This window comes from Labedella phragmitis (assembly GCF_004078635.1).
In the GTDB taxonomy this organism is placed as follows: domain Bacteria; phylum Actinomycetota; class Actinomycetes; order Actinomycetales; family Microbacteriaceae; genus Labedella; species Labedella phragmitis.
On the sequence record NZ_RZNB01000002.1, the window covers coordinates 157,666 to 179,304 of the forward strand.

At 70.5% G+C, this 21,639-nt stretch carries 18 protein-coding genes and 1 pseudogene; 11 read left to right on the plus strand and 8 right to left on the minus strand.

All coding sequences use genetic code 11. The features are described from left to right. Positions 1 to 93: 93 nt before the first annotated feature. Complete coding sequence (ligD, locus tag ELQ90_RS05470) at positions 94 to 1,128, plus strand: non-homologous end-joining DNA ligase (RefSeq protein WP_128494278.1); 1,035 nt, start codon at positions 94 to 96, stop codon at positions 1,126 to 1,128. Between the two features lie 102 nt (positions 1,129 to 1,230). After that, positions 1,231 to 1,500, plus strand: a pseudogene (locus tag ELQ90_RS05475) (DUF2277 domain-containing protein); the annotation flags it as partial. A 67-nt stretch (positions 1,501 to 1,567) separates the two neighbouring features. Here ELQ90_RS05475 and ELQ90_RS05480 read toward each other — a convergent pair. Further along, positions 1,568 to 2,623 (minus strand): ATP-dependent DNA ligase, encoded by a 1,056-nt coding sequence (locus tag ELQ90_RS05480; RefSeq protein WP_208020576.1) that lies wholly within the window; start codon positions 2,621 to 2,623, stop codon positions 1,568 to 1,570. A gap of 176 nt (positions 2,624 to 2,799) precedes the next feature. On the opposite strand from ELQ90_RS05480, the gene ELQ90_RS05485 reads away from it, so the two are divergent. The 3 genes from ELQ90_RS05485 (at position 2,800) to ELQ90_RS05495 (ending at position 6,369) form a co-directional block, all read left to right on the plus strand. After that, entirely contained in the window at positions 2,800 to 4,056 is a 1,257-nt protein-coding gene (locus ELQ90_RS05485) for an alpha/beta hydrolase fold domain-containing protein (RefSeq protein WP_243696027.1), read from the plus strand. 130 nt (positions 4,057 to 4,186) lie between these two features. After that, a complete protein-coding gene (locus ELQ90_RS05490; protein ID WP_128494279.1) occupies positions 4,187 to 5,410 on the plus strand; it encodes an alcohol dehydrogenase catalytic domain-containing protein in 1,224 nt (407 codons plus the stop codon). Between the two features lie 23 nt (positions 5,411 to 5,433). Next, on the plus strand, positions 5,434 to 6,369 hold the full coding sequence (locus ELQ90_RS05495; RefSeq protein WP_128494280.1) for an NADP-dependent oxidoreductase: 936 nt from the start codon (positions 5,434 to 5,436) through the stop codon (positions 6,367 to 6,369). Between the two features lie 24 nt (positions 6,370 to 6,393). Here ELQ90_RS05495 and ELQ90_RS05500 read toward each other — a convergent pair whose 3' ends face one another. Continuing rightward, entirely contained in the window at positions 6,394 to 7,437 is a 1,044-nt protein-coding gene (locus ELQ90_RS05500) for a glutathione S-transferase family protein (protein WP_128494281.1), read from the minus strand. Between the two features lie 195 nt (positions 7,438 to 7,632). Between ELQ90_RS05500 and ELQ90_RS05505 the strand changes: the two genes are divergently transcribed. Then, positions 7,633 to 8,343 carry an endonuclease/exonuclease/phosphatase family protein gene (locus ELQ90_RS05505; protein ID WP_128494282.1) on the plus strand — a complete coding sequence of 237 codons (711 nt, stop codon included), beginning with the start codon at positions 7,633 to 7,635 and terminating at the stop codon, positions 8,341 to 8,343. 47 nt (positions 8,344 to 8,390) lie between these two features. Here the strand turns inward: ELQ90_RS05505 and ELQ90_RS05510 are convergent, their stop codons facing one another. Further along, complete coding sequence (locus tag ELQ90_RS05510; RefSeq protein ID WP_128494283.1) at positions 8,391 to 9,182, minus strand: alpha/beta hydrolase; 792 nt, start codon at positions 9,180 to 9,182, stop codon at positions 8,391 to 8,393. Between the two features lie 99 nt (positions 9,183 to 9,281). Here ELQ90_RS05510 and ELQ90_RS05515 point away from each other — a divergent pair, with 99 nt between their 5' ends. Then, positions 9,282 to 10,478: an MFS transporter gene (locus ELQ90_RS05515; protein ID WP_128494284.1), complete on the plus strand. Its 1,197-nt coding sequence runs from the start codon at positions 9,282 to 9,284 to the stop codon at positions 10,476 to 10,478. Between the two features lie 83 nt (positions 10,479 to 10,561). Further along, a complete protein-coding gene (locus ELQ90_RS05520; RefSeq protein WP_128494285.1) occupies positions 10,562 to 11,071 on the plus strand; it encodes a mycothiol transferase in 510 nt (169 codons plus the stop codon). A gap of 102 nt (positions 11,072 to 11,173) precedes the next feature. Here ELQ90_RS05520 and ELQ90_RS05525 read toward each other — a convergent pair whose 3' ends face one another. Beyond that, on the minus strand, positions 11,174 to 11,848 hold the full coding sequence (locus tag ELQ90_RS05525; RefSeq protein WP_128494286.1) for an endonuclease/exonuclease/phosphatase family protein: 675 nt from the start codon (positions 11,846 to 11,848) through the stop codon (positions 11,174 to 11,176). Positions 11,849 to 12,022: 174 nt separating this feature from the next. Here ELQ90_RS05525 and ELQ90_RS05530 point away from each other — a divergent pair, with 174 nt between their 5' ends. The 3 genes from ELQ90_RS05530 (at position 12,023) to ELQ90_RS05540 (ending at position 16,306) form a co-directional block, all read left to right on the plus strand. Next, the gene (locus ELQ90_RS05530; protein ID WP_243696029.1) at positions 12,023 to 13,204 is read left to right on the plus strand and encodes a MarP family serine protease; all 1,182 of its coding nucleotides are present in this window, start codon (positions 12,023 to 12,025) and stop codon (positions 13,202 to 13,204) included. 73 nt (positions 13,205 to 13,277) lie between these two features. Continuing rightward, positions 13,278 to 13,970, plus strand: coding sequence for an HAD family hydrolase (locus tag ELQ90_RS05535; protein WP_128494288.1), 693 nt, complete (start codon positions 13,278 to 13,280; stop codon positions 13,968 to 13,970). A 104-nt stretch (positions 13,971 to 14,074) separates the two neighbouring features. After that, a complete protein-coding gene (locus ELQ90_RS05540) occupies positions 14,075 to 16,306 on the plus strand; it encodes a HelD family protein (protein WP_128494289.1) in 2,232 nt (743 codons plus the stop codon). Positions 16,307 to 16,380: 74 nt separating this feature from the next. Here the strand turns inward: ELQ90_RS05540 and ELQ90_RS05545 are convergent, their stop codons facing one another. From ELQ90_RS05545 to ELQ90_RS05560, 4 genes are all read right to left on the minus strand, one after another. Beyond that, positions 16,381 to 17,052 (minus strand): AIM24 family protein, encoded by a 672-nt coding sequence (locus ELQ90_RS05545; protein WP_128494290.1) that lies wholly within the window; start codon positions 17,050 to 17,052, stop codon positions 16,381 to 16,383. 76 nt (positions 17,053 to 17,128) lie between these two features. Further along, positions 17,129 to 18,214, minus strand: coding sequence for a carboxylate-amine ligase (locus ELQ90_RS05550; protein ID WP_128494291.1), 1,086 nt, complete (start codon positions 18,212 to 18,214; stop codon positions 17,129 to 17,131). Positions 18,215 to 18,222: 8 nt separating this feature from the next. Continuing rightward, complete coding sequence (locus tag ELQ90_RS05555; protein ID WP_128494292.1) at positions 18,223 to 18,912, minus strand: DedA family protein; 690 nt, start codon at positions 18,910 to 18,912, stop codon at positions 18,223 to 18,225. A 171-nt stretch (positions 18,913 to 19,083) separates the two neighbouring features. Next, positions 19,084 to 21,429 carry an Ig-like domain-containing protein gene (locus tag ELQ90_RS05560; protein WP_128494293.1) on the minus strand — a complete coding sequence of 782 codons (2,346 nt, stop codon included), beginning with the start codon at positions 21,427 to 21,429 and terminating at the stop codon, positions 19,084 to 19,086. Positions 21,430 to 21,639: the final 210 nt, after the last annotated feature.

Here is a 21,639-nt window from a genome sequence, read left to right on the forward strand (position 1 = left end):
CAGTGATGCGGGCCCCGTCGGAGTGTTCCGACCGGGCCCCACGCCGTCCCGGGCCCCTCGCGGTGGCCGTCGCTTCCCGCGTAGGGTGCTCGCATGGCAAGCAGCGCGGTCACCATCCCCGTCCCCGGTCCCTCCGGCGAGCGGGAGGTGCGGATCTCGAGCCCCGATCGCGTGCTCTGGCCCGAGGTCGGGATCACGAAGCTCGACCTCGCGACCTACATGGTCGAGGTGTCCGACGCCTTCCTCGCAGCGAACGGCGATCGACCGGTGTCGTTGCAGCGCTTCCCGGAAGGCACCGACGGCGAGTGGTTCTTCTCGAAGAACCCGCCGAAGGGCGCTCCCGACTACGTCGACGCCGTGACGGTGCAGTACCCGAGCGCCCGCGCCCATCCGCAGGTCGTCCTGCACGAGGCGGCCGCGACGGTGTGGGCTGTGCAGATGAACACGGTGGTCTTCCACCCGTGGGCCTCGCGCGCCGGCGACACCGATCACCCCGACCAGTTCCGCATCGACCTCGATCCGCAGCCGGGGACCGACTTCGCCGACGCCGTGCCCGCGGCGCACGCACTTCGGGAACTGCTCGCCGAGGTCGGACTGACGGCCTTCGTGAAGACCTCCGGCAATCGTGGCCTCCACGTCTTCGCTCCCATCGAGCCCGTGCTCGAGTTCCTCGACGTGCGGCACGCGGTCATCGCCGCGGCCCGCGAGCTCGAGCGGCGCATGCCCGACGCGGTGACGACGTCGTGGTGGAAGGAGGAGCGCGGCGAGAAGATCTTCGTCGACTTCAACCAGGCGAACCGCGATCGGACGATGGCGGGCGCCTACAGTCCACGTGCGCTGCCGATGGCGTCGGTCTCCTGTCCGCTCGAGTGGACGGAACTCGACGGCGTCGATCCGCACGGGCTCACGATCCGCACCGTCCCTGAACGGTTGCGCACGACCGGCGACCCGTGGGCGGGGATGCACGAGAACCCGGGGCGCCTCGACGTGCTCATGGAGTGGTGGCAGCGCGACCTCGAGAACGGTCTCGGGGAGCTGCCGTTCCCTCCCGACTTCCCGAAGATGCCGGGGGAGCCGCCGCGCGTCCAGCCCTCGCGGGCTCGACACCCCGACCCGGACCCCGCGTGACCAGCCTGACCCTCCTGAAAATCCCTCGTGTGCACGCGTTTTCGTGCACACGAGGGATTTTCAGTACTTGAGGGGGCGGAGGCGCGGGGTTACCGTGTGGGCATGTGCCGGAACATCCACACCCTCCACAACTTCGAGCCCGCCGCGACGGACGACGAGGTCCACGCCGCAGCGCTGCAGTACGTGCGCAAGATCAGCGGGACCACGAAGCCGTCGAAAGCGAATCAGGCGGCGTTCGACCGTGCCGTCGCGGAGATCGCGCACGCGTCGCGTCACCTGCTCGAGGACCTCGTGACGACCGCCTCTCCGAAGAACCGAGAGGTCGAGGCCGAGAAGCACCGCGAGCGCTCCGCGAAACGTTTCGCGACCGCCTGTCCTTTCCCGCCCATTGATTTGTGGATTGTGCGCGTAGCTACGCGCACAATCCACAAATCAATGGTCAGGAGAGGACGTCGCCGAGGTCGTAGCGCGCGGGCACCTCGAGTTGCTCGAAGGTGCACGACCGTGCGTCGCGGTCGGGCCTCCAACGGGAGAACTGCACCGTGTGGCGGAAGCGGTCGCCCTCCATCTGGTCGTAGCGGACCTCGACGACGCGCCTCGGCTCGAGCCGCACGAACGACACGTCCTTGCTGCCCGAGAACCGCGAGCGCTCCGTCTCACCCCGCACGGGATGGCCGTTCTCGTCGCGGACGACGTCCGGTGCGAGTTCGTCGATGAGTTCGCGACGCCGTACGGTCGTGAAGGCCGACGCCCCGCCGACGTTCCGCAGGTTCCCCTCCGCGTCGTAGAGACCGAGGAGGAGGGACCCGACCCCTGTCCCGCTCGCGTGGATGCGATAACCGAGGACGACGACGTCGGCCGATCGGTGGTGCTTCGCCTTGAGCATGACACGCTTGCCGGGGGAGTAGGCCGCCGCGAGCGGCTTCGCGACGACGCCATCGAGACCGGCCCCCTCGAACTCCTGCAACCAGCGTCTGGCGGTCTCCACATCGCGGGTCGTCTGCGTGAGATGGACGGGGGCGCTCACATCCACGAGCATCGCCTCGAGAGCCGCACGTCGTTCCGAGAAGGGCGTGTCGAGCAGGCTCTCCCCGTCCGCTTGCAGGACATCGAAGGCGATGAACGAGGCCGGTGTCTCCTGAGCGAGTGTCCGGACACGGCTCGCGGCCGGGTGGATGCGCTGCGAGAGCGCCTCCCAATCGAGCTTCTCCCGGCCCGGTTCGCCGACGCGCACGACGATCTCGCCGTCGACGACGCTGCCGCGGGGGAGGCGCCCGCCGAGGGCCTCGACGAGTTCCGGGAAGTAGCGCGTGAGCGGCTTCGATCCCCGGCTGCCGAGCTCGACCGTCCCGTCGTCGCCGACGTAGACGATGCTGCGGAAGCCGTCCCACTTCGGTTCGTACGAGAGCCCGCCGGCGAGGGAACCGGGTTCCGGGACCGCGTCGACGGCCTTCGCGAGCATGGGGGCGATGGGGTCGTCGATCGAGAGCGTCATGCGACCATCCTGGCCGCGCCGCCTGCCGTGCACCAGCAGTGGCGCTCCGGCGCCCGGCGCGCAAGCCCGACCGCGGCCGTCGGCCCCGCACGTAGACTGGCGGCCCGCTCGCACCGCGGGCCCGCGCCCGCCGAGGCCTCGTGCGCGGGCCGTGTCCGCTCGATTCCGGAGGTCCCGTGCCCCTCGATCCCTTCTTCGCCGACAGGCTCAAGACCCACCGCGCCTACCTCGTCCGCACGGCCCTGCAGGGGTACGCGGAGAAGTGGGGCTGGCCCTGGCTCGCACGTCTCGCCGTGCGGATCGCGCCGCCGCCTCCTCCCGCGCACGGCGGGAGCGCCGGGAGCGGATCGGGGTCGAGCGCGCGGGCGTCGGCGCGGAGCGGTGGCGGCGCGGCCGCGGAGAAGTCGGGCGTCGGAACCGCTGTGACGCTCGGCAGCAGGCCGACGGGCGGCGGGGCGGCCGGGCGCGACACGCCCCCCGCGCGCAAGCGCGCGGCCCCCAAGAAGAAGCCGACGCGGGCCGCCCACCGTAAAGCCGCGATCGCGTGGGACCGTAAGGAGCTCGCCGCCGTCGGCCGCCCCGGCCCGGATGTCCGCATCGTGGAGCACACCGTCCCCGTGCCCCGATATCCCGACGTGCGGGTCCGCATCTACTACCCGGAACTCGCCGACGCCGAGCCCGACTTTGAGCCCGACGAAGAACGCGCTCTCGTCCCGGCGACCCTCGCGTTCTACGGCGGCGGCTTCCGGATCGGCGGGATCGACTACCCGACGACGGACGCGGGCTTCCGGCTCCGAGCCGTCGATGCGGGCGTCGCGGTCGTCGCGGTCGACTACGCGCTCGCTCCCGAGCACCGGTTCCCGACAGCGGTCGAGCAGGGACATGCGGCTCTCGACTGGCTCGTCCGGGAGGCCGCCGGACTCGGCATCGACCCCGATCGCCTCGCGATCTCGGGGATCTCGGCCGGTGGGAACATCGCTGCCGCCGTGACGCTCCTCAACCGCGATCGCGGCGACCTCCCGCTCCGGCTGCAGCTCCTCGAGGTGCCGGTCGTCGACCTCACCGGGCGGCACATCGACCTCGGTCCCGTGCGCGCGATGGGCGTTCCGACGTTCCTCGCGGTCCGCGAGTTGCGCTCTGTCGCGCGCACGTATCTTCGCGATCCGGGCGAGGCGCGGAATCCGCTCGCGTCGCCGTTGCTCGCCGAGTCCCACGCGGGGCTGCCGCCCGCCCACATCCTCACAGCCGAGTACGACGCACTCCGCGGCGAGGGCGCGGCCTACGGCGCGGCGTTACGCGCGGCGGGCGTGGAGGCGACCGTCGTGCGCTACCTCGGCATGACGCACGACACTCCGGTTTTCCTCGGAGCGGTGCCGGCCGCCATGCGTTGGCATCGCGACGTCGTCTCGGCCCTGAGGACGCTGCACGACTGAGCCGATCCGATCCGCCGACGGCCGTGGTAGCACGGTGACCCCGACGGGGCCAGCCCCGGACATCGTCCGATCCGGCGCCTAAGGTGGCTCTCCCGGGCGCCGGGAGGGCCGGCGCGGGAGGAAGCGACTCATGAAGGCGATCGTGTGGCACGGCGTCGGCGACATCCGACTCGACGAGGTCGACAAGCCGACCATTCAGCATCCCGAGGACGCGATCGTGCGCATCACGCGCAGCGCGATCTGCGGAACGGACCTGCACTTCATCCGCGGCACCATGGGCCCGATGAAAGAGGGCACGATCCTCGGCCACGAGGCCGTCGGTGTCGTCGAGGAGGTCGGTGAGAACGTCCGCGGGTTCAGCCCCGGAGACCGCGTCATCATCGACTCGACCGTGTCGTGCGGCGCGTGCCGCTATTGCCGAGAGGGACACACGGCGCAGTGCGATGTCGCGAACCCCAACGGTCCGTCCGCCGGAACGTGCTTCTTCGGCGGTCCGGAGTCCACGGGTCCCGTGAACGGCCTGCAGGCCGAGTTCGCGCGCGTTCCGTGGGCTCGCAACACCCTCGTCCCTATCCCGGCCACCCTGAGCGACGAGGACGCCATCCTGCTCTCCGACATCCTGCCGACGTCGTGGTTCGGTGCCGAGCTCGGCGACATCTCCGCAGGGGACGTCGTCGTGGTGTTCGGGGCCGGGATCGTCGGTCAGCTCGCGATCGCGTCGGCGTGGAAGATGGGCGCCGCCCGGGTCATCTCCGTCGACGGCATCGACACCCGCTTGGCGCAGTCGCTCGCGCAGAACGCCGAGATCGTCGACTTCAACGCGGAGGACCCCGTGGCCGCGATCATGTCGCTCACGAACGACATCGGCGCAGACGTCGTCATCGACGCGGTCGGCGTCGACGCGCAGTCTCCGAAGACGGGTCCGGCGGCCGAGCAGGCCGCGGAGAACGCTGATCAGTTCACGCAGGAGGTCGAACAGGTGGCGCCCGACGCCGATCCCGACGGGGATACATGGGTGCCGGGAGACGCTCCGACGCAAGCGGCGCAGTGGGCCGTGCAGTCGGTCGCGAAGTACGGTCGCATCAGCATCATCGGGGTGTACCCTCCGACGCTCACGTCGTACCCGATCGGCGAGGCGATGAACAAGAACCTCACGATCCGGGCGGGCAATTGCGACCACCACCGCGTGACCCCTCCTCTTCTCGACCTCGTCGCGACGGGCGCCTTCGACGTGGCGCCCTTCATCACGCAGCACGCCGAGCTCGCCTCGGCGATCGACGCCTACGAATCGTTCGACCGGCGCGAGCCGGGGTGGATCAAGACGGTCCTCAGCGTGGCGGACGCGTCAGCCTGACGAGGAGGAGTTGAGTGGCGCACATGGCGCTTTCGTGGATCGCACGTGACTTCGGCGGGCTCGACGTCTTCGAGATGGTGGAGTCCGAGGTACCGGAACCCGGCCCCGGCGAGGTGACGATCGAGGTCCGGGCAGCCGGGATGAACCCCGCCGACTACAAGCACGTGTCGGCGGGTGGAGACCCGGCCGATCTGCCGGTCAGGGTCGGCTACGAGGTGTCCGGCACGATCGCGGCGATCGGATCGGATACCGAGATCGCGTCGGGCGGGGGAGCGGTCGGCGACGAGGTGCTCGCCTTCCGGATCCGCGGCGGCTATTCGAGCGCGGTCACGGTGCCCGCGAAGGACGTCTTCGCAAAGCCGGGGTCCCTCGGCCATCCCGAGGCGGCGAACCTCCTCCTCGCGGGAACGACGGCGGCGGAGATGCTCGACGTGACGCGCGTCCGCGAGGGCGAGACGATCCTCGTCCACGGAGCGGCCGGCGCCGTCGGGGTGAGCGTCCTGCAACAGGCGCGACTGCTCGGCGTCCGCGTCATCGGGACGGCGGGCGCGGCCTCCGCGGCCACGGTCGAGCGCTTCGGCGGGGAGCACGTCGAGTACGGCGACGGGCTCGAGACGCGCGTCCGCGAGCTCGCGGGTGGCCCCGTCGCCGCCGCTCTCGATTGCGTCGGCACGGACGAGGCGATCGACGCCTCGCTCGCGCTGGTCGCCGATCGGGGCCGGATCGTGAGCATCGCCAACTTCGCCAGGGTGGAGCGCGACGGCTATCGCGTCATCATGGGGCGCTTCCCGGCGAGCGCGGTCTTCCGCGACCGGGTTCGCGCGCGGCTCGTCGACCTCGCCGGGCAGGGTGAACTCGTCGTTCCCGTCGCCCGCACGTTCCCGCTCGCGGAAGCGCGGGAGGCGATGGCGTTCCTCGCGGAGCAGCATCCGGGCGGGAAGCTCGCGCTGCTGCCCTAGGGAGCGGTCATCCACTCGTGCCCGTCAGCCGAGGGGAGGGACGTCCTCTCCGGCGACGGGCGGGGGCGGGGGAGTGCCGTCGCCGAACGGACGACCGCCGAGCTCCTCGCGGCCGTGCGGGGTCAGCCACCCGCGCGGGTCCGGTCCCTTCGGGATGATCCCGGTCGGATTGATGTCACTGTGGACGACGTAGTAGTGGGCCTTGATCTGGGCGAAGTCGATCGTGTCGCCGAAACCGGGGGTCTGGAACAGGTCGCGCGCGTAGGCCCACAGCACGGGCATCTCGGTGAGCTTCGAGCGATTGCACTTGAAGTGGCCGTGGTAGACGGCGTCGAAGCGCGCGAGCGTCGTGAACAGGCGCACGTCGGCCTCCGTGATCGTGTCGCCCACGAGGAAGCGCTGAGACGTCAACCGCTCCTCGAGCCAGTCGAGCCGGTTGAAGAGAGCGTCGTACGCCCGCTCGTAGGCCTTCTGCGAGCCCGCGAAGCCCGCCTTGTAGACGCCGTTGTTGACGTCGTGGAAGATCTTCTCCGCCACGTCGTCGATCTCGTCGCGGAGAGGCTCGGGGTAGAGGTCGGGGGCGCCATCGCGATGGAACTCCGTCCACTCCGTCGAGAAGTCGAGCGTGATCCGCGGGTAGTCGTTGGTGACGACGCGGCCGGTGGGCACATCGACGATGGCCGGAACGGTGATGCCGCGCGGGTAGTCGGGGAACCGGGCGAAGAACGCCTCCTGGAGCCGTTCGATGCCGAGAACCGGGTCGACGCCGCCCGGATCGAGGTCGAACGTCCAGCTGCGTTCGTCGTGCGTCGGTCCCGGAAGGCCGAGCGAGATGGCCGACTCGAGCCCGAGGAGCCGCCGGACGATGACCGCACGGTTGGCCCACGGGCAGGCACGAGCGGCGATCAGCCGGTAGCGGCCGGCCTCGACGGGCCAGCCGTCGCGCCCGTCGCGCGTGATGCGGTCCTCGATGTAGTTCGTGTCCCGTGTGAACTCGCGCCCGGGCTCGACGTATCGGCCCTGCCCGGTGCCGCCGGTGGTGGTCTCGCGCTTCTCCGTGTCCGTCATCCCTCCAGCGTAGATCTGCATTCATGCGCATGGAACGGGTTGCGGTCGCGATACGGGCGACGCCGGCACCGGTGCTCCGATGAACCCGGGGTGAATCGCCCGGCAATTCCCCGCGAACGACCGTGAGAAGCCCGCCGTCCCCGTCGACCCGCTCATACGATGGCCGCGACGGCACCACCCGACGAGAGGCGTCGAATGCGGATCCTGAGTTACAACCTCTGGCACCACCGTGCGGCATCGGAGCTGCGGGGCCTCGCGGAACTGCACGACGCCGACGTCGTGTGCGTGCAGGAGGCTCACGCCGACGACCTGCCGCGACGCCTCGGCGACTTCGAGCTCGCCGCGACCACGTCGACGGGACTGCTCGGACTCGGGGTCTACGTGCGCCCCGATCGCTTCGCGGTGACCTTCCACCGCGCCTTCCGGTTGAAGCCGGGCCTCCACGACCTCTTCCTCCTCCGTGACACCGAACGACTGCTGGCCGTGCGCCTCGTCGATCGGCGGACGGGAGAACGCGCGACGGTCGCCTCCTTCCACGCCGCGCCGCTCACGGCGACGAACGTCCTCCGCCGGCACCAGATCTCGGCGGCTCACATGCTGCTCGCCGAGGTGGCGGACGGTGATCCCGTCGTCATGATCGGCGACTTCAACTACCCGCTCTTCCGCTCACGGCTGGAGCGTGTCGCCGCCCTCGACGGCTTTAGCGTGACCTTCAGCGACGAGCCGACATATCGGCACACGGCCTCGCTCGCGACGCACTTCGACTTCCTCACCTCGAGAGGCATGCGCATCGACGCGGTGCGGACCCTCCCCGCCGGAGCATCGGACCACCGCCCGATCCTCCTGGACGCCGCGATGGCGTCGGTCGTGGCCGAAGACGCCGACCGCCGCGTGCGGACGGTCTGAGCTCGCGTCGGTCATCGAGGGTCGGCGGGCCGTCAGCCTGCCCGTCGTCAGGGGAAGAAGTCCGCGAGGGCGTCGGTGATCGCCGAGCGGACCTCGTCGTCCGCGACGGTCGACCGGCCGTCGCCGGGTTGCGGCCCGTAGTCGCCGAAGTCGGCGTGGTTCGCCCCGTCGAGGACCACGAACGTCGCGTCGTCGGGGAGGAGGTCGGCGTTGGTCTCGATGTCCGTCGGCGTGCTGAGGCCGTCGTTCGTCGCCGAGATGCTCAGGACGTCGAGGCCCGACGCGGAGACGTCGTTCGCGCAGTAGCTGCCGAAGAGGACGAGACCGGATATCGGGACGCTGTCGTCTCCTGCGGCCATCGCGCACGCCTTCACGCCGCCGAGCGAATGGCCCCCGACGCTCCACTCGTCGACGCCGGGGACCGCTGCGGTGAAGTCGGACAGGGGCCGGGCATCGAACAATGCGAGGTGGAGCGTCGGCTTCGTGATGACGACCGTGACGCCTGACCGCTCCACGACGCCCGAGAGTACGCGAGCGTAGGCGAACGGATCGACGCGGGCGCCGGGCACGAACACGAGCCCCTCGGCACGTCCAGCCGTGACCGGCTCGAGGACGAACGAGAGATCCGTCTCGGTCACGGTCAGCGCGTCGTCGCGCCACACCTCGAGCGCCGCGGTCCGATCGCCGGCCATGACGGTGTTCGCCCACGCGAGGAACACCACGACGACGAGGACGACGACGACAGCCGTGCCGGCGAGCACCCGGAGCAGGACCCGTCGCACGCGGCCGGACGGCGTCCTGGGGTCGCTCGTCGTAACGTCCTGCGATGACTGCGACATGCTGGCGGCTCCCCGTCCCCGGAGCCGATGCCCCGGAGACATCCTCCCATCGCGCTAGCGTAAGGACATGCCATCGCTCCACCGTCCCGACCCGGCCGTATGACCTGGAACCCTCTCGGCCGGGTCGAGCGCCGACGGCGCAGCGACCGCGAACCACTCCCGCGTGACGTCCGGGTCCTCGGAGTCGTCGCGTTCTTCGTCATGCTCGGCTTCGGGGTCGTCATCCCGGTGCTCCCGGTCTTCGTCCGCGGTTTCGGGGTGGGCTACATCGAGGTCGGGGCCGTGGTGTCCGCCTTCGCCGTCATGCGCCTCGTCGCGGCGCCGATCGTCGGCCGACTCGTCGACCGCTGGGGTGAGCGCGTCGTGCTCGCCGTCGGCATCGCCATCGTCGCCGTGTCGAGCGGAGCCGTGGGCATCGCGACCGACTACCCGCAGGTCCTCGTGCTGCGCGGGCTCGGCGGCATCGGTTCCGCCATGTTCTCGGTCGCCGCGATGACACTCATCATCGGCGTGACCTCGCCGACTCAGCGTGGCCGGGCCGTGGGCTTCTGGCAGGGCGGATTCCTCATCGGCGGCATGGCCGGACCCGCAGTCGGCGGACTGCTCACGACGGTCTCGCTCACGGCGCCGTTCTTCTTCTACGCCGCGACGCTCGCCGTAGCGGGAACGGTCGGCCTCGTCCTGCTCCGCGGCGACGGCCGTTCCGACGAGACGGCCTCGACGACGGACGGAGGCATGCGCTCGGTGCTTCGCGACCGACGGTTCCAGGTCGCGAGCGTCGCGAACCTCGCGTCGGGCTGGGCGGCGATGGGTGTCAGAGGGGCTCTCGTCCCCGTGCTGGTCGTGGAGGTCCTCCACCGGGAGCCGGCCTGGACCGGCATCGCCTTCGCGATCGCGGCCGTCGTGCAGACGGTCGCGCTCGGACCAGCCGGTCGATTCGTCGATTCCGTCGGACGCCGGCCGGCCATCGTCTGGGCGTTCCTCGTCGGAGCCGTGACGATGATGGCGATCCCCTTCGTGGCGGAGCTCTGGATGCTCATCGCGCTCCTCGTCGTCTACGCCGTGGCGGCCGCTTTCATCGGCACGGCTCCGTCGGCGCTCATGAGCGACGCGGCCGGCGGTCGCCGCGGCACTCCCGTCGCCGTCTTCCAGGCGTCGGCCGACGTCGGGTCGATCGTCGGCCCGCTCGCGGCCGGCGCGCTTCTCGACGCGTTCTCCTACCCCGCGGCCTTCGCCTCGGCGGCCGTCCTCATGCTCGCGGCGTCGGTGTTCGCCGCGACGCTCAAGCGCGACTAGCACCTCGACGCGCACGCGGCGGCGGGTTGCCCAGGAGGTCGGGCCGGAGTGGACTGGAGTTCCGCCTCGAAAGGAGTACCACCATGGCAACGACTCGGGACCTGCTCGTCGATGCGTTCGATCGGATCCGTGACAGCACGACGCGCGTCCTCGACGGGCTCACGGACGAGGAGCTCACGTTCCGCGCGACCGCGGACGCCAACTCCATCGCCTGGCTCGTCTGGCACCTCACGCGCGTGCAGGACGACCACATCGCCGACGCCGCCGGCACCGAACAGGTGTGGACGGCGGACGGCTGGTTCGAGGACTTCGGGCTGCCCTTCGACGTCGAGGAGACGGGCTACGGCATGTCGCCCGATCAGGTCGGCGCGGTGGGCGGCGTCTCCGCCGAGCGGCTCGCCGCGTACCACGTCGCCGTCCACGACAGGACGGTCGCCTATCTGGGCGGTCTCACCGATGCCGAACTGGACCGCATCGTCGACGAGGCCTGGGACCCGCCCGTCACGCTCGCCGTCAGGCTCGTGAGCGTCGTCGCGGACGACCTCCAGCACGCGGGCCAGGCCGCCTTCGTGCGCGGCCTGCTCCCACGCTGACCCGCGCTCGTCCTGTAGCCGATCGGAGTCCGCCCACGGGCGGCTCCGCCGGGACGCCGCGGCGCGCGCCGACGACGTCTGTTCGACGTCGGCGACGAGCGGTCAATCGTCGGCGAGGTGGGCGGTCAGGCTGATGGGGCGGTGATCGGACGCGCCGAAGGGCAGCACGTCGACGCGCTCGATCATGTAGCCGTTCGACGTCACGAAATCGAAGTAGCCCGAGAAGTACTTGTAGCGGACATAGGTCGGCTCGGTGCTCCGCGTGAGCTGGAATCCGGCGTCCGTGAGGTGGCGCTCGAGCTTGTTGACGAACCACGGGTAGTTGAAGTCGCCCACCATGAGCGCCGGGGCGCCGGGGGCCAGGGCGCGCATGCCGGCGTGCGCTCCGGCGATCTGCTTGCGACGCAGCGCGTTCGACGCCGTGAGCGGCGCGGCGTGGAAGTCCCCGACGAGCACCTCGCGGCCTCGCACCTTGTCGAACAGGCGGGCGGCGAGCAAGCGTTCGTGCGCGGGGCGGAGGACGCGGTCGTGCAGGGATTTGCGGACGGCGAAGACGCGCGTGTCGAGGATGTCGAAGCGCTCGTCGCTCGCGTACATCGCGAGGCCGAGCCGGTTGTTCTCGGTGGCACCGATGAGCCGCAGCCCGCCCACACTGGGGGCGAGGGCGGCCGTGTCGCCCTCCTGGATGCAGAGGACATCGATCGCGTGGGTCTCCACGAGATCGGTGAGCTCGCCCACGGCGGCGTGCTTGCGGAGGTTGTAGCTGACGACCTTCAGGAGCGTGCCCTTCTCGAACGGCCAGGCGGAGCATCTCGCGCTCGCGACGAGGCAACGTTACCCCGCCGGGCGCGAGGGCTCGACCGGTTGCACTCGAGTGTCCGGCGTCCTCACGGCTGACCGAGGGTTTCGAGCCGGTCCGCCCCCGTAACATGTGCCGAGATGAACGCCGTCGTGGACATTGTCCTTCTCCTTCTCGCGATCGCCGCCCTCGTCGGCGGCTGGCGCCGTGGTGCGCTCGTGACCGCCGCGTCCCTCGTCGGGATCGTCGGCGGGCTGCTCCTGTCGACGGTGGCGACGCCCGTCGTCGTCGAGTGGGCCGCGGGCTTCGGATGGGCGACGTCGCTCCAGCGCACCGTCGTGGCCGTCGGCGTCCTCCTCCTGTCGATCGCGCTCGTCGTCACCGTCCTCTCGGTCCTGGCGCGGCTCCTCAAGCGCGTCATCTCGAAGATCTCGCTCGCTCGCGGACTCGACACGCTCGGGGGAGCGGCACTCGGACTCCTGACGTGGGCGGCGTCCGTCTGGCTCATCGCGGGCTTCCTCGCCTCGACGGGACTGCCGCCGCTCACCTGGCTCGCGTCGTCCTCGCGCGTCGTCGCGACCCTCGACTCCCTGGCGCCCGTGCCGTCGAGCACGGCGCTCGGCGCCCTCGACCGCGCGATCGGAAATTCCGGCTTCCCGCGGGTCTTCGCGGGCGGCGTCGAGAGCATCATCGGGGTCACCGAGCCGGACCCGTCGATCTCGGCGGAGGTCGACGCCGCCTCATCGGGCATCGTCCGCGTGCTCTCGTCGGCGCCGTCGTGCGGTTCCGACGCGACGGGGAGCGGCTGGGTCGTCGGCTCCGACCGCGTCGTGACGAATGCGCACGTCGTCGGCGGCTCCGACGAACTCTTCGTCCAACTCGGCGGGACGGGACGTCCGTTGCCCGCGACGCTCGTCGTCTTCGACCCGCAGCGCGACCTCGCGGTCCTCGCGGTCGCCGGGCTCGGCGTCGATCCCCTTCCGCTCGGCGACGAGCTGGGAGCCACCGAGTCGGCCTACGTCGCGGGATACCCCGAGAACGGTCCCTACGACGTCGAGCCGGCTCGCGTCCGGCAGGTGATGCAGGCGACGGGGCTCGACATCTACGAGCGCGACACCGTGACGCGCGAGATCTACTCGCTGCGAAGCATCGTCCGTCCGGGCAACTCGGGTGGTCCGCTCCTCGACCCGGCCGGGGACGTCGTCGGCGTCGTGTTCGCACGGTCGACGACGGACGCCGAGACCGGATATGCACTCACTCTCGACGAGCTGGCTCCCGTGCTCGACCGTGTGGGTGCCACCGACGAGGTGGCGTCGGGCGATTGCGTTTCCTGACACGGGTCTAGGGATCGGACCGGCGGACCGCCAGCCCCTGCCGCGTCGACGTGGTCGCGGCCAGACTCGAGGGATGACCGATACCGCACACACCGCGACAGCCGTCCTCTTCGACATCGACGGGACTCTCGTCGACTCCAACTACCTGCACGTGGAGAGTTGGGCGCGCACCTTCCGGGACCTCGAGGTGGACGTCGACACGTGGCGCATCCACCGGGCGATCGGCCTCGACTCGTCGAAGCTCCTCGAGGAACTCCTCGGGGATCGTCTGGAGGAACTCGGCGACCGTGCGAAAGACATGCACACCGAGTACTACTCGCGGCTCGTCGACCGCTTGCGCCCCTTCCACCGCGCGACCGAGCTGCTCGGCGTCCTCGCCGGTCGGGGGACACGCGTCGTTCTCGCGACGTCGGCACCCGAGGAGGAGCTCGTCGAGCTGCGCCGCGTCCTCGACGTCGAGGAGAGCCTGCACGCCGTCACGTCCTCCGCCGACGTCGAGACCGCGAAGCCCGAACCGGATGTCATCCGGGTGGCTCTCGACGAGGCGGATGTGCCTCCCGAGCGCGCCGTCATGATCGGCGACGCCCGGTGGGACGGCATCGCCGCTGAACGCGCCGGTGTGCCCTTCGTCGGTGTCCTCACGGGAGGGATCTCCGAGGCGGAACTGCGCGAGGCGGGCGCGGTCGCCGTGTATGCGAGCGTCGCCGACCTCCTCGAGAACCTCGAGGGCAGCCCCGTCGCGCCGCTGCTCGACGCCGACGACTGATCCGCACCGAGCGACGGCCTCGACGCGACGGTGTCGAGGATGCACCGAGGGGGTCGCGGAGGAATTATCCTGAATCTTCGGCTCGATCCGCACCGCGGAGGGCCGTGCACCCGCTCGGACGAAGGACCGCCACGATTCTCGATAGACTCGCCGCCCAATCGCGGCTCGACACCATCCGCTCGACGGTCGCCGATCTCGTCGCCTCGGAGAGCGCCCGCCTCGCGACGGTGCTCCGCGAGAGCGGCGACGCCGTCGAGCTCTGGGACCGCGATGCCCGCGCCGACCACCACCGCAAGCAGCTGAGCCGGTTCGAGAACGCCGGCGGCGGCCTCCTCTTCGGCCACCTCGGGATGCGCGACGGCGCCGAGTGGTACATCGGGCGTATGGGTCTCTTCGACCCGGAGACGCGGGACCCGCTGCTCGTCGACTGGCGCGCGCCGCTTTCGCGGGCCTTCTACACGGCGACGCCGCTCCACCCCCAGGACGTGGCGGCCCGTTCGACGATCGGGACGCGCGGCTGGCGCGTCTCGAGCGTCGTGACCGAGGACCTCGCCGCTGGGGGCGAAGGCTCCACGACGGGGCCGTCCGCCCTCATGGCGGCGGTGTCCCACCACCGTACCGACCGCATGTCCGACATCGTCGCGACGATCCAGGGCGAGCAGGATCGCATCATCCGGGCGGGACTGCGGGGAGCGCTCGTCGTGCAGGGCGGCCCGGGGACGGGCAAGACCGCCGTCGCGCTCCACCGCGCCGCGTACGTGCTCTACGAGCACCGCGACCGCCTCGCTCGCGAAGGGGTTCTCATCGTGGGCCCGAATCCCGACTTCCTCGGCTACATCAGCGAGGTGCTCCCGTCCCTCGGTGAGGACAGCGTCGTGCTCACGTCGCTCCACACCCTCCTTCCCGGCGTCGTCGCGCACGGTGAGGACGAGCGCGACGTCGCGGAGGTGAAGGGGCGCCTCGACCTCGCGAAGGCGATCGACAGCGCGGTCCGTCGGCGGGAGATCGCCGTGCGCGCCCCGTACGTCGTGACGCTCGAGTCCGAGCAGACGGTGCGGATCGAGAGCAAGGAGCTCGCGGCGCTCCGCACGCGGATGCGCCGGAGCCGCCGGTCGCACAACGAGGCGAGACCCGTCTTCGAGCGGCTCTTCCGCGAGCTCGTGGCGCGGATGCTGTTGTCGACGGCGGGTCGCTCCGTCGAGGTCGACGTCGATCAGGAGGACGTCGAGGACTTCGCCGAGGAGCTGCAGCTCGACGACCGGATCGCCGCCGCGATCGACGAGCTGTGGCCGATCGTGTCGCCGGAGGAGCTCGTCTCCGAGCTCCTGTCCGACGAGAAGATCCTCGCGGCGTGCGCCCCGATGCTCTCGGACGACGACCGCGCGATCATCGTCCGCCCCGCGTCGTCGGGATGGACGGCTTCCGATATCCCGCTCCTCGACGAGGCGGCGTCGCTCCTGGGGGAGGACCCGCGGCCGGGGATGCGTGCGCGCGCTCGCGAGCGGGCAGAGCAGGAACGGGAGCTCGAGTACGCGCAAGGTGTGCTCGATCTCTACTCCGACACGACGACGGACGACGACGGCACGCGAGCATCGGGGGTGACGGCCGAGCAGCTCGCGGCGCGGCAGCGCCAGGACGAGCGCAGCACGGTCGCGGAGCGCGCCGAGGGCGAGGTGGGGTGGACCTACGGCCACGTCATCGTCGACGAGGCCCAGGAACTGACGCCCCTCGCGTTGCGAGCGGTCCTCCGCCGCTGCCCGTCGCGGTCGCTCACGCTCGTCGGAGACATCAATCAGAGTTCGGCCGCGCACGGCGCCGATTGGGACACGCTGTTGCGTCCGCAGTTGCGGTCGTACACGCGTGAGGAACTCACCGTCAACTACCGCACGCCCTCGGAGATCATGGACCTCGCGGCGCGCGTGCTCGGGCACATCGATGCGACGCAGAAGGCGCCGACGTCGATCCGTTCGACGGGCGAGCAGCCCGAGATCCTCCGCGTGCCGTACGACGCCATGTCGGACGCCATCGCCGAGCGAGCCGAGGCGTTCCTCACGGAGTCCGAGGGCACGTTCGCCGTGATCGGGGACGCCGAGCTCCTGCCGCGGTTGCGTTCAGCTGTGTCGGCGCTGCCGCCCGGTTTGAGCGAACGGGTCTGGTTCGGTTCGCCGCGCGCCGCGAAGGGCCTCGAATTCGACGTCGTCGTGCTCGTCGAACCCGGCTGGCGATCCGAGCGCGGAGTCGCGGAGACGCGTGAACTCTACGTCGCGCTCACCCGGGCCACCCAGCGGCTCTCGATCCTCCACTCGACCCCGCTCCCACCCGAACTCACTCCCTGACCTCCCCCCCCCTGAAAATCCCGAATGTGCGTGAATACTCGTGCACATTCGGGATTTTCAGGGGGAGGAGAGGGTCAGGCGGTGACCGGGAACGAGAGCTCGGACGGCTGGACGATCACCCAGCCCGGACCGTGGAACGCGTACTGGAACGCCTCGCCGCTGCCGCGGCCGATGAGGGCGCCGGCGGTCACCGACGACTTCACCTGCGGCCGCAGGTTCGCCGACCACGCGATCGTCGCCTGCATGTCGGTGAAGGTCGGCTGCTGCGAGCAGTCGAGGATCACGGGCGGCCCCTGCGTGACGACCGCGGCCGTCCCCACGCCGTGGATCGTCGTGTTCCACATCCCACCCGTCAGCATCCCCGCGCCCTGGACCCGATTGAGGTCGTACTGGAGGCTCGACTGGAAGGCGAGGAGATTGCGGCCGTTGATCGTGATCGCGTCGTTCTCGAGCTGGATGAGGTGCACGTTCGCCTTGTAGCTCGCGAGGAAGACCTCGCCGTCGCCCGACAGTCTCATGAGGGGCTGATCGTCGGACGACATCATCTTCTTGAGGAACTGACCGACGTCGCGCGAGCCCTCGTGCGCGAACGTCACGTCGCCCTGGTAGGCGACCATCGCACCCTTCTGAGCGATGAGGTCGTACTGGGGATAGATGCGCGCCTTGAGCATGTACTCGTTCTGGAGCGACATCCACTCATTGGTGGTGATCTCGTTGTTGCGGGGTTCGAACAGACTCGACTTCATGGAGCTCCCGATCGCGTTCGGTGCGGCGGCGTGAGTGGCCGACGGCGGTGTCGAGAGCGACTGTAGCAGGGCTCCTTCAGGCCTCGGCGGGGTGACCAGCGGTCGCCTCGACGGCGTCGAGCATGACGGCCGAGAGGGAGTGCGACCGGGTGAAGACGGCGCGCTGGCGGTCCGCCCCGGTGCCGTCGCGGAAGATCGAGTCGACCCCGTCCGTGATCCGCTCGCGGTCGCCTGAATCCTCGAGGGCGGAGCCGACATGGTCGAGCAGGGCGTCCACAGCCTCGCGTGCCGACGCGGGCCGCCCTGTCAAGGGATGCACGAGCTCTCCGCCGAGCCCCTCGGCCGAGGCCCGCCATGCCGCCAGGCGGAGCGCGGCCGGGGTGACCGGGAGGGGCGGTTCGTCCTCCGCCCATGCGGCCGCCGCCGTCGACACGAGCGCCCTCGCGAGGCCCGCGATCGTGACGGCGTGCTCGATGTCGAGGCACACGTCGGCGACCCGCACCTCCACGGTGGGATACCGGCTCGAGAGACGCGCGTCGAAGTAGAGCATGCCGCGGTCGAGGAGGACGCCCGTCGCGAGGAGCTCGTCCTCGAACGCGGTCAGGGCCTCGACGTCGCCGAGGATCGGCAGGGGACCGGCCGACGGCCAGCGGCTCCACACCTGCGAGCGGTAGCTCGCGTACCCCGTGTCGAGTCCGCCGTGGAACGGCGAATTGGTGCTGAGCGCGGTGAGGAGAGGGAGCCACGCCCTGATGCGGTCGAGGACGCCGACGCCCTCCTCCCGGGAGGAGATGTCGACGTGCACGTGACAGCCGCACACCATCGTCCGGCGCGCCGTGACGCCGAAGTGCTCGGCCATCCAGTCGTAACGGTCGTCGGGGGTGAGGTGGGGGAGCGTCGGGACGGCCGACGACGCGATGGCCGCCGTCCGCGCTCCCACGGAGCGCGCGAGGTCGTCGGCCTCACGACGCCGAGAGAGAAGGGAATCGCGCACGTCGGCGAGACTCGCGAAGGGATCGCTCGCGATCTCGATCATCTCCTGCTGCAGCTCTGTCTGGAGATGGTCGTGGCCGTGCACGAGCGCCTCCGCCGAGAGGGCGAGGGGGCGACCATCGGTCGGATGCACGAGGAGCATCTCCTCCTCGATACCGATCTTCCGCACGAGATCGATTATGCCGCGTCGGAATCGCGGCGACGAAGGGTGCGGATGCGCTTCATGACCCACCAGACCACGGCGAGGACGACGACGACGATGACGACCCACTGGAAGATGCCTGCGTACTGCTCGACGATGTGCCAGTTCTCGCCGAGGAGGAACCCCGCGCCGATGAAGAGCGAATTCCAGAGGAGGCTTCCCGCGAGGGTCAGGAGGGTGAAGATCCCGAGGTGCATGCGTTCGATGCCGGCGGGGATCGAGATCAGACTGCGGAAGATGGGGACCATGCGGCCGAAGAAGACTGCTTTGTTGCCGTGCCGTTCGAACCACGCCTCGGTGCGATCGACGTCTTCGACCTGCACGAGGGGGAGCTTCGCCGCGATGCGGCGGACTCTGTCGCGGCCGAGTGCCGCGCCGATGCCGTAGAGCGCGAGCGCGCCGACGACTGAGCCGAGCGTGGTCCAGAAGATCGCCTCGGCGATCGTGAAGCTCCCACGACTCGCGGTGAAACCGGCGAGGGGGAGGATGAGCTCGCTCGGGAGCGGAGGGAAGAGGTTCTCCAGAGCGACGGCGATCCCGGCCCCGGGAGCCCCGATCGTCTCCATGAGGCCGACCGCCCAGTCGGAGAAGCCGGAGAGGAGCGATCCGGACCCGCCCGAGTCCGACGAGGAGGCCGTCGAGGCGACGAGCGGGGTGAGAGTCATGCGTGCGGCTCCAGTGCGTGCTGTCGGTGGTCGGCGGCTGGGAAGAGCCTATGGGCTCCGTCTGAACGTCCGATCGGAGAACGTGGAGTCGGACGAGTGGGCGCGGACCCGGGACGGCGGAAGGCCCCGCCGCCGCCGATCGAGCGATGGCGGGGCCTTCCCATGCTGCGATCAGACGGTCGACGACCTCCGGCGTCCGACGAGGTAGACCGCGGCTCCCACGAGGAGCAGGCCCCCAGCGAGACCGCCGAGGGTCACGGCGCCGTCGGCTCCCGTGATCGCGAGGCCGCTGCCATCGGCCGGCGGCCGCTTCGCGAAATACGGGTCGTCGTCGATCACGGTGATCCCGCTCACGATCCCGATGCCCGAGACGGTCGCGACATCGTGGTGGTCGCTCCCCACCGCGACGCCCGAGAGCGTCGCCGTGCAGTCGAACGCGTCGCCGATGGCGAAGGGGCCGTCCCACGTCGTGCCCGTCGAGCCGTCGGGGAAGACGCACGAGAGCCCCGTGACCCGCCCGCCCTCGATGACGCGGTCGGAGACGACGACGTCGATGAGGGGCTCGTTGCCGGGGTTCGTGACGGTGAACTCGAGCGCCGTCGTCCCGTCGTCGAGCGTGACCGCATCGCCGACGGTATCGGCGGCGTTGCCGTCGGCGTCACCCTTCACGATGACGATGGACGGCTTCGGAGTCGGGGTCGTGACGTGGAACGGGTCCTCGTCGTCCACCTCGATGCCGCTCTCCACGCCGACGCCGACGACGTCGGCGACGTCGGAGTGCACTCCGCCGATCGGCATGCCGGGGACCACTCCGGTGCACTCGAACGTGTCGCCGACGCCGAAGGGCCCGTCCCAGGTCGTGCCCGTCGCGGGTCCACCGAGCGGCGAGAAGTCGCACGTGAGGTCCGTGATGTCGGGGCCGGTGATCGTCGTGTCTCCGACGCTGACGTCGGCCAGCGCCTCGTCGCCGTCGTTGGTGATCGTGAAGGTGACGTCGACCGGCGTGTCGATGTCGACGGCCGTGCCGGGGAGGTCGTCGGCGTCTCCCGCCGGGTAGCCGTCGGCCGTCGCCCACTTCTCGATGTCGATCGCGGGCACGGGCGGAGTCGTCGAGGTGAAGGGGTCGTCGTCGGTCACGCCGGTACCAGAGGCCTGACCCGTGCCGACGACGGTCGCCGAGTCCGCGTGGAGCGTCCCCGAATCCATCGCGGGGACGGTGCCGGTGCACTCGAAGGCGGCGCCGATCGCGAAGGGGCCGGCCCACGTGGTGCCCGTCGCGGGGCCGCCGAGGGCGGAGAAGTCGCACGTCAGGCCGATCAGGTCCGGGCCGGACAGGGTGGAATCGGTCACGGCGATGTCGGTGAGCGGCTCGTCGCCGTCGTTGCGGATCGTCATCGTGACGGGGATCGGCGTTCCCGCCTCGACGCGCTTGCCGGGCTCCGTGTCGAAGTCGCCCGGCACCGCGCCGTCGGCCGTCGCCCACTTCTCGATGTCGATCGAGGGCTCGTTGTCGCCTTCTCCGCCACCGCCGCCTGTCGAGCTCACGAGGGTGCGGCTCGGCGTGTCCGTCCGCACGGACCCGTTCGGGGCCGTCGAGACGACGTTGGCCGTGTTCGCGAACTCGTGCGACTCGGGCCCCGTGGCCTCGTCGAGGTCGATCTTGAAGCCGAGGCGGACGGCCTGGCCCGCCGGGATCGGCCCGACGGTGACCGACACGGCGTCGGCCGTGCACGTCCGCGCGATCACGACGGGCCGGGTGAACGTCCCGCCGATGTTCGTCGCGTTGCGCGTGCCCTGGAGGAGGTCGACGGTCGCGCAGTCGATGTTCATGCCCGCACCGGGGTTGTCGCTGATGACGACGCGGCTGAGCGGACCGACCGGGGTGACCACGTACCACTGGATGGCGTCGTCCGGATCCGTGTGGCCCTGGTCGGGTGAGAGGCGCCCGAACTTGAACGCCTCGTCGACGTCACCGACCGGCCCGTCGCCGCCGCGGGGCGTGACGTCGGTGGAGAACTCGGTGCCGTCGTTCGCGACGGATTCGAACGGGACGGTGACCCCCGGCGTCAGGCCGTTGTCGAAGCCGGAGCGGATGAAGGCGGTGCCGCAGACGTTCGAGTGCGTCTCGGCGTACTCCGTCATCGTGAAGGTCACGACGGCCGGGTCGGTCGTCGAGATGACCGCCGTGGCGACGACCTCGTCGTTGGCGGGGTCGTTGAGGCTGAAGCCCGGGGGGAGGGTGCGCAAGTACTCGCTCAGGGTGAGGGAGAACGTATCGCCAGCACGTGTGCCGTTAGGCACGCACCAGTCGATGTCCGTCTGGACCTGGGTACCGAGCCGGGGATCGGTCGGCGAGACGTCGACGTCGCGGATGACGCCGGAGAGTTCGGCGGCATTCGCGGGCAGCGCGGTCGCGCCGCCGAAGAGCAGAGCCCCGACGGCTGCCGCGGCGAGACCGATGATGGCCGATCGGCGGCGGCGGGGAGGAAGGATGGGACGCACTGGGCCTCTTTTCATGGGGACGATCTCCTGCTCGGAACCGCCCGGTGGATGGCGCGGAACACGATCCACCGCGCGGCTGAGAGGGGAGGGTAGGGCGCAAGAGTAGGCAGTCGTCGCCTCGGACCGACCGGATATGCCCCTGCTCGTACTCCCCCCGGTTACGGGGGTGGCGTAGCGGCAGGGGGGCGTCCCGCCACTGATGCCACGCCCAGCGACGCGCCCCAT

Excerpts from the sequence above, each read along its gene's own strand:
- ELQ90_RS05505 (WP_128494282.1), top strand. The coding sequence starts at position 7,633 with ATGCGGATCCTGAGTTACAACCTCTGGCACCACCGTGCGGCATCGGAG.
- ELQ90_RS05510 (WP_128494283.1), bottom strand. The coding sequence starts at position 9,182 with ATGTCGCAGTCATCGCAGGACGTTACGACGAGCGACCCCAGGACGCCG.
- ELQ90_RS05560 (WP_128494293.1), bottom strand. The coding sequence starts at position 21,429 with ATGAAAAGAGGCCCAGTGCGTCCCATCCTTCCTCCCCGCCGCCGCCGA.
- ELQ90_RS05490 (WP_128494279.1), top strand. The coding sequence starts at position 4,187 with ATGAAGGCGATCGTGTGGCACGGCGTCGGCGACATCCGACTCGACGAG.
- ELQ90_RS05500 (WP_128494281.1), bottom strand. The coding sequence starts at position 7,437 with ATGACGGACACGGAGAAGCGCGAGACCACCACCGGCGGCACCGGGCAG.
- ELQ90_RS05545 (WP_128494290.1), bottom strand. The coding sequence starts at position 17,052 with ATGAAGTCGAGTCTGTTCGAACCCCGCAACAACGAGATCACCACCAAT.
- ELQ90_RS05495 (WP_128494280.1), top strand. The coding sequence starts at position 5,434 with ATGGCGCTTTCGTGGATCGCACGTGACTTCGGCGGGCTCGACGTCTTC.
- ligD (WP_128494278.1), top strand. The coding sequence starts at position 94 with ATGGCAAGCAGCGCGGTCACCATCCCCGTCCCCGGTCCCTCCGGCGAG.
- ELQ90_RS05535 (WP_128494288.1), top strand. The coding sequence starts at position 13,278 with ATGACCGATACCGCACACACCGCGACAGCCGTCCTCTTCGACATCGAC.
- ELQ90_RS05555 (WP_128494292.1), bottom strand. The coding sequence starts at position 18,912 with ATGACTCTCACCCCGCTCGTCGCCTCGACGGCCTCCTCGTCGGACTCG.
- ELQ90_RS05520 (WP_128494285.1), top strand. The coding sequence starts at position 10,562 with ATGGCAACGACTCGGGACCTGCTCGTCGATGCGTTCGATCGGATCCGT.
- ELQ90_RS05515 (WP_128494284.1), top strand. The coding sequence starts at position 9,282 with ATGACCTGGAACCCTCTCGGCCGGGTCGAGCGCCGACGGCGCAGCGAC.
- ELQ90_RS05480 (WP_208020576.1), bottom strand. The coding sequence starts at position 2,623 with ATGACGCTCTCGATCGACGACCCCATCGCCCCCATGCTCGCGAAGGCC.